Consider the following 6,395-nt stretch of genomic DNA (forward strand, 5'->3'; position numbering starts at 1 on the left):
ACGCCATACGCCAATCATCTAGAATTCGCCCATGCAAAGCGCCCCTCTTCACACCCAACCTGTCGGTCGGTTACACACGTCGTTGTCGCGCGCACGGCACGGCCCGATGAAGATGCGCTTCGGCATCACGTGGAAAATGTTTCTTGCAGTCTTGATCGCCTGCCTCGTCATCTCACTGACGATGGGCTACGCGGTACGCGTGAGCTTCGAGAACGGCTTTTTGCACTATGTTCGCGAGCGCGACGCAGGACGCATCAAGGCCGTGATGGCAAAAGTGACGAATGAATATGCCACGCACGGCAATTGGAATTTCCTGCACGATCATCCGGATGCATGGCGCGCGCTGCTGAACGCGGCGATCCATGATGCCTTACGCGAGGAAATCGAAGCCGCGCAAATCGGCAAGAGGCCGAGCTGGCAGACGTTTCCCGGCAGCGGCAGCGTGCAGCAACTGCTCGGGCCGCTGACTGGCCCATCGGAAGGTCCTCACTGGGGCATGCGGTTGCCACCCGCGCCGCCGGCGGACTCCGCCATCATGGGAGAGCGCGACCGCCCTCGCGCGAGCGACAGTGACAGCGCCTATGCAAGATCGCGGCTTCCGCGGCCGTACGACGGCATGAGCGGCAGCCTTCCGCCCAGCGGTCCGCCAGTCGCGCTGTTCGACTCCAATCACGAACTGGTGGCGAGCAGCGCACGCGAGCCCGCGCCGGACACCGGCATGAAGCCCGTCGTCTATAACGGAAAGATAGTCGGCTGGCTCGCCATCAACGGACCGGATACCCTTTCGGATGCCGCAGACATTGCCTTCCAGGCGCAGCAGATGCGCGCCACGTGGCAGATCGCGGGCGTTGCCGTCGTGCTCGCGGCGATCGTCGCGCTAATGCTCGCCCGCATCATTCTTGCGCCGGTCAAGCGCCTGATGAACGCGACCCATAGCCTTGCCGGCGGCGACTACAGCGCGCGGGTTTCGGCCGGCCGGCGCGATGAACTGGGCCGGCTCGCGTCGGACTTCAACTTATTGGCGGATTCGCTGCAACAAGCCGAACGCTCGCGACGCAACCTGATCGCGGACATTTCGCACGAGCTGCGCACGCCGCTTGCCGTGCTGCGCGGCGAGCTCGAAGCGATTGAAGACGGCGTGCATGAATTCGATCGCGACTCGCTCAAGTCCCTGCAAACCGAAGTCAATATGCTCAACAAGCTCATTCAGGACCTGTACGAGCTTTCCCTGAGCGACGTTGGCGCGCTCAGCTATTACAAGACGCCCACGCACGTTGCGGAGCTTGCCCGCGCATCGCTCGACGCCATGCGCGAATCGTTCAAGGCAAAACAGATCGCGGTCGAATTCAGCTGTATGCAGGCCATCGCCGACGCGACGTTTGCGGTCGATTCCGCGCGCTTCGTCCAGTTGCTGAAGAATCTGCTGCAAAACTCGCTGCGTTATACCGACCCCGGCGGCCATGTGCGCGTATCGCTCTCAGAGAGCGGCCAGGGCTGGCAACTCGAAGTGCAGGACTCGCTGCCCGGCGTGCCGGAGGCCGCGCTCGCCCATCTGTTCGATCGCTTTTACCGCGTGGACGAATCGCGCAGCCGTCAGAGCGGCGGCGCGGGTCTCGGCCTGTCACTGTGCCGCGCTATCGCGACGGCCCATGGCGGTACGATCCACGCCAGGCCTTCGCCGCTCGGCGGCGTCTGGATCACCGCGCACTTTCCGCCGGAAGGAGACTGATGTGATGACCGAAGCGCACAGTTCACACATCCTGATCGTTGAGGACGAACCCAAGCTCGCCGCGGTACTCGAAGACTATCTGCATCTGGACGGCTTCACGACTACGATCATCGCCGAAGGACAGGCCGTGATGCCGTTCATTCGCGTGACGCCGCCGTCGCTGATGCTGCTCGACCTCATGCTGCCGGGGCGCAACGGCATGGATATCTGCCGCGAGCTACGGCAATTTTCGCCGCTGCCGGTGATCATCCTGACCGCGCGCATCGACGAAATCGACCGGCTGCTGGGCCTCGAAATCGGCGCCGACGATTATGTCTGCAAGCCGTTCAGCCCACGCGAAGTGGTGGCCCGCGTGAAGGCGATCCTGCGGCGCGCGGCGCCCGCAGTTGCTTCCCGGCCTGGCGCGCAGCAAGTACCGCACGGGCTCGATGTCGACGAGCAGTTTCATCATGCACTGCTCGACGGCAAGGAACTCAAGCTCACGCCGCTCGAATTGCGTCTTCTGGTGCTGCTTATGAAATCGCCCGGACGCATCTTTCCCCGCGACTACCTGCTGAACAATCTGTACGAAGACCACCGCGTGGTCATCGACCGCACCGTCGACAGCCATATCAAGAACCTGCGCCGCAAACTGCAGACCGTGCGACCTGAGAGCGAGCCAATCGTCTCGGTGTACGGCGTCGGATACCGGCTGGAAATCTGAAGGGAGGCGCAACCAGCGCTCATCGCATCTCCAGTTCGACGCTCAACCGTTCGAACGAGTGCATCACGCGGCTCGCGCTCAAGGCCTGCTTCCAGGACCGCTCCTTCAACGCGCCGACGACGAACAGATTACGCGGCAGCACGATCGCGCCGCGTCCCCAGTTCGGCCGCCACGTACGCGCGAGGCCGCGACGCATGAATAGCGACAGCGTCGGCATGCCGACTTCAGACGCGAGATGCCCCAGACCCGAGTCGTTGCCGATGAAGCATCCAGATTCCGCAATCCACGCTGCCACGTCGACGAGTTTGTCGAACGAGAGCAGATACGGCGCGATGTCCTCGTCCATCAGCCGTGCCGGCTTTTCGTCCGGCGCAACCAGGAAGGTCGGCTCGAAGCCGCGGCGCGTGAGCTTTCCGGCAAGCGCGGCAAATTTCGCGCGTGGCCACAATTTCCGATCGTGGTTACCGGTCGGATGACACCGCGAGGCTCTGGTGCGAATAGATAGCTCGGAGCTGATGCCAGCAGATCACGAGACCCCATTGAGCAACGCCTTCACATCACGCTTTGCGCGAAGCGCGAAATCTACCGTCTGGCCGGCCCGATCAACCGTCCGATAAAGATAGACCCTCGCCGAAGCGTTTTTCCGCAAGTCCAAGCATCAGGGCCAGTCGCCGAAGACCATCACGCTCGATGGCCATGCGGCTACGCATCGCGCAGTGCGCGAGATGAAGGCCGGCGGCGTGCCGCCAGTCGATACAATGGTTCGCCCCTCGAAATATTCAATAACCTGATCGAGCAGGACCATCGCAATCTCAAGTCAAGAGCGAACGCGATGCTCGGTTTCAAACGTTTCAGGGAAGGCCGCAATCACCGTTGCGGTATTGAGTTGATGAACCGCATTCGCAAGGTCAATTTGGTCTGGACCGCTTGCGCCTCAAAGATACCACCACGCCCGCCGTCGAGAATGCGGTCGTCATCTACCACGGATCTTCAGGCACGTCTCGTCAACCGGCCACGACTGCCCCACAGGCATTGCGAGACGGCCCCAGCGCTTGACGAACTCGGACGTATAGTGCTGCACCCAACGTAGGATTGTCGTATGAGTAGGCGACAACCCTCGCTCAGCCGTCATCTCGACGGGACCGGGCAGCCTGAACTTGTAGCGCAGATACCAGCGCACACAAAGAATGGTCACGTCACGGTCAAAGTGACGGACGGCGAACAGCCCGTCCAGACTCTTGAGCTTGCTGATCGCGGGTCCTAAAAGCGGTCAGGCCCGCAGCCAATCGAGGTACGCAATGCGGCCTGCACCCTGAGCGGTCTGCTCCGGGTAGTTCCGGTGCGATCGGATATTTACTCTCCGCCCTCGCGAACCGGTAGCACGGTCTTGTACTGGACGCGCCGCAAGGTGATCGACGTGCTGACGTCGCGCACACCCTCGATGGTCGCGAGCCGTGTCATCACGAAACGCTCGATTCCCGCCATGTCGCTGGCCACCACCCGCACGATGTAATCGAACGCGCCCGTCATCAGATAGCACTCCATCACCTCCTCGCAACCCAGCAGGGCGCGCTCGAAAGCAGCCAGCTTTGCCGCGGATTTTTCAATTGCCACCGATACGTAGGCGGTGACTGGAAATCCCACCTTCTCCTGGTCCAGTAGTGACACATATTTTGTAATGACGCCCGCCTCTTCGAGCAGACGAATGCGCCGGTAGAGCGGCGAAAGCGAAATGCCCAGCGATTCAGCGAGGTCCGCAGCCTTGACATGAGCGTCCCGCTGTAGCGCCTGCAAGATGTCAATATCGATCCGGTCCAATTTCATTGGCTCATCGTCTCAAATAAACGCAGAAATGTGCCTAATGTTGCCACATCTGGTTGATCCGTTGGCTCATTTTGGCACGTACGATCGGCGCAGACTGCCTAAAATTTCTCACACGACAAATCCTGTCCTGTCGCAGCAGCGCGGCGTTACCGGGTTCGGTATGCGGCGCTCGCACATGCTTCCCGCGTGCTGATATACGAGGCAAGCGTGGCCGATCTGAAACGAGCAGAGAATGCAATTGAAAGGAGCAAACGTGACTTTTTCTGAGGGACAACTGGCTGGCAAAGTGGCGCTCGTGACCGGGGGCTCGCGCGGGATAGGCGCGGCCATCGCAAGACGGCTCGCAAGCGATGGCGCGGCCGTGTCGATAACCTATTCGAACTCGAGTGCCGACGCGGATCGCGTCATCGAGGACATCGAACGCGCCGGGGGGCGGGGCGTGGCAATTCGCGCGGATTGCGCCGACGCGGAAGCGGTAAAAGCCGCGGTCGGATCGACCTCGAAACGCTTCGGGGGACTGGATATTCTCGTGAACAACGCCGCGATGTTCCGCCGCGGTCTGATCGACGACTTCCCACTGGAAGATATCGACCGGATGCTGGCCATCAACGTCAGGAGCCTGCTTGTTGCCATTCAGGAATCGCTGCGCTTCATGGAAAGAGGCGGGAGGATCATCAATATCGGTAGCATCAGCAGCGACTACATGCCGATTCCGGGCGTGTCCGTCTACGCCGCGACGAAAGGTGCGGTAACCAGCATGACGCGTGCGCTGGCAAGGGATCTTGGCGGTCGGGAAATTACGATCAATAACGTCCAGCCCGGACGGATCGATACCGTGATGAACCCGGCCAACGGTCCGATGGCCGACCAGATCCGGGGCTCAATTGCACTGGGCCGGTACGGATCAGGCGACGATATTGCGGGACTTGTCGCCTGGCTGGCAAGCCCCGATGCGGCGTTCGTAACGGGCACCAGTCTGAAGGTCGATGGGGGCACCAGTGCTTGAGCGGCTCAGGTCGAACGAACCGGGTATACGTATGCTTTTCACTCTCCTATTAGAACGTCTCGACCGCTGGCTGCGGAGTACCCAGCGGACCCGCAGTGATGGATACCTCGCAGCTTCGAAGGATATTGCCGAGCTTGAGCGTCGGATGAAAGAGTGCGACGGTTAGCTCGGGCCGACGCCAGCGCGAGCGATTCACGATAACAGCGCCAATGCCCCGCTCTATGCCCGCCGCGAGGGCGACTCTTCTGAGGACAATGCGTCGTCGAGCCCACAACCCGGCTGGACGGCAAACATTCGCAGTTGCCCCTCAGCCACCTCTTCATCATCGGGTATCTCACGCGAGAATAGCCCACGATCGATCGCCAGGCACGGTGCCCGGCCTGATCTGATGAAAAGGCGCTATTGCGACACCGACGCGTTGGATGATACGTCCGTCGGCATCTGCGGTAGCGGAGCTGCCCCTGCGTCGTTCGTGCCGCTGCCCGTTGTTCCCGTTTGCCCGCGACGGCCTCGGCGCCCACCGCGTGCCACGGTGGGCTCGCTCGCCCCCACCGGGTGCATTGGCGGATGCGCGATGTACTGAAAGTTTTCATTGACCGCGCTATTGCCCGTGTCGAACGACCGGTGGACGAACACACTGCTACTAACGGGTGAACTGGCTTGCGCAAAAGCCGTCGGTCCGATCGACATCATGGCTGCGCCCACCGCCGCACTCACGGCAATAATGTGCACGAGCGCACCGGCACTACGGGCTGTCGGACGTGCTTTCAACTACGTCTCCTTCAATGTACGTGCGGTTCGCAACCGCTTGCAGCGGGCAGCCGTTTTACCGCTGGGTACGCTGGCTCAAAAAATTGAACCAGCGTTGGAGGTGCCGGGCAAGCGGGGAGAAATGCAAAGCGCTGCGGCGGAAAAGGCCAGACCGGACCAGTCTAGTCCGAGTTATGGAGAAGAAGGTTTCATGCTGGATTACAGGTGTTACTCGATTTAACTGATCGATGAATCGCACCGGGAATTCTCCAGGTATGGTGCGAATTGCCTGCTGCCCACTGCCGAAACAGCGCTTGAAAATGAAGCTGGCTCGTCCGACAAATCGTCGGTCGCCGTCGCTTCGTCAAATGGCAACTCATTGC

Annotated in this window: 7 protein-coding genes and 2 pseudogenes; 6 read left to right on the forward strand and 3 right to left on the reverse strand. The window is 61.1% G+C overall.

What is annotated here, in order from left to right:
• The first annotated feature begins 106 nt into the window (after positions 1–106).
• Together P0D96_RS38490 and P0D96_RS38495 are read left to right on the forward strand one after the other, a co-directional pair.
• Positions 107–1,729 carry an ATP-binding protein gene (locus P0D96_RS38490; protein ID WP_408319033.1) on the forward strand — a complete coding sequence of 541 codons (1,623 nt, stop codon included), beginning with the start codon at positions 107–109 and terminating at the stop codon, positions 1,727–1,729.
• Between the two features lie 4 nt (positions 1,730–1,733).
• Positions 1,734–2,432: a response regulator gene (locus P0D96_RS38495; protein ID WP_408319035.1), complete on the forward strand. Its 699-nt coding sequence runs from the start codon at positions 1,734–1,736 to the stop codon at positions 2,430–2,432.
• Positions 2,433–2,451: 19 nt separating this feature from the next.
• Here the strand turns inward: P0D96_RS38495 and P0D96_RS38500 are convergent, their stop codons facing one another.
• Positions 2,452–2,949 (reverse strand): glycosyltransferase family 9 protein, encoded by a 498-nt coding sequence (locus tag P0D96_RS38500; protein WP_408319050.1) that lies wholly within the window; start codon positions 2,947–2,949, stop codon positions 2,452–2,454.
• Positions 2,950–3,061: 112 nt separating this feature from the next.
• On the opposite strand from P0D96_RS38500, the pseudogene P0D96_RS48770 reads away from it, so the two are divergent.
• A pseudogene (locus tag P0D96_RS48770) lies at positions 3,062–3,407 on the forward strand (DDE-type integrase/transposase/recombinase); the annotation flags it as partial.
• 1 nt (position 3,408) lies between these two features.
• Here P0D96_RS48770 and P0D96_RS38510 read toward each other — a convergent pair.
• Positions 3,409–3,684 (reverse strand): annotated as a pseudogene (locus P0D96_RS38510) (IS6 family transposase); the annotation flags it as partial.
• Positions 3,685–3,785: 101 nt separating this feature from the next.
• Positions 3,786–4,256, reverse strand: a complete 471-nt coding sequence (locus P0D96_RS38515) for an Lrp/AsnC family transcriptional regulator (RefSeq protein ID WP_408319039.1) — start codon at positions 4,254–4,256, stop codon at positions 3,786–3,788.
• A gap of 232 nt (positions 4,257–4,488) precedes the next feature.
• Here P0D96_RS38515 and P0D96_RS38520 point away from each other — a divergent pair, with 232 nt between their 5' ends.
• From P0D96_RS38520 to P0D96_RS38530, 3 genes are all read left to right on the forward strand, one after another.
• Positions 4,489–5,262, forward strand: coding sequence for a 3-oxoacyl-ACP reductase family protein (locus P0D96_RS38520; protein ID WP_408319041.1), 774 nt, complete (start codon positions 4,489–4,491; stop codon positions 5,260–5,262).
• Between the two features lie 31 nt (positions 5,263–5,293).
• Entirely contained in the window at positions 5,294–5,428 is a 135-nt protein-coding gene (locus P0D96_RS38525; protein ID WP_408319043.1) for a DUF3563 family protein, read from the forward strand.
• 426 nt (positions 5,429–5,854) lie between these two features.
• Entirely contained in the window at positions 5,855–6,253 is a 399-nt protein-coding gene (locus tag P0D96_RS38530) for a hypothetical protein (protein ID WP_408319045.1), read from the forward strand.
• Positions 6,254–6,395 lie beyond the last annotated feature (142 nt).

The sequence above is a fragment of the Paraburkholderia sp. RL17-347-BIC-D genome, assembly GCF_046027915.1.
In the GTDB taxonomy this organism is placed as follows: domain Bacteria; phylum Pseudomonadota; class Gammaproteobacteria; order Burkholderiales; family Burkholderiaceae; genus Paraburkholderia.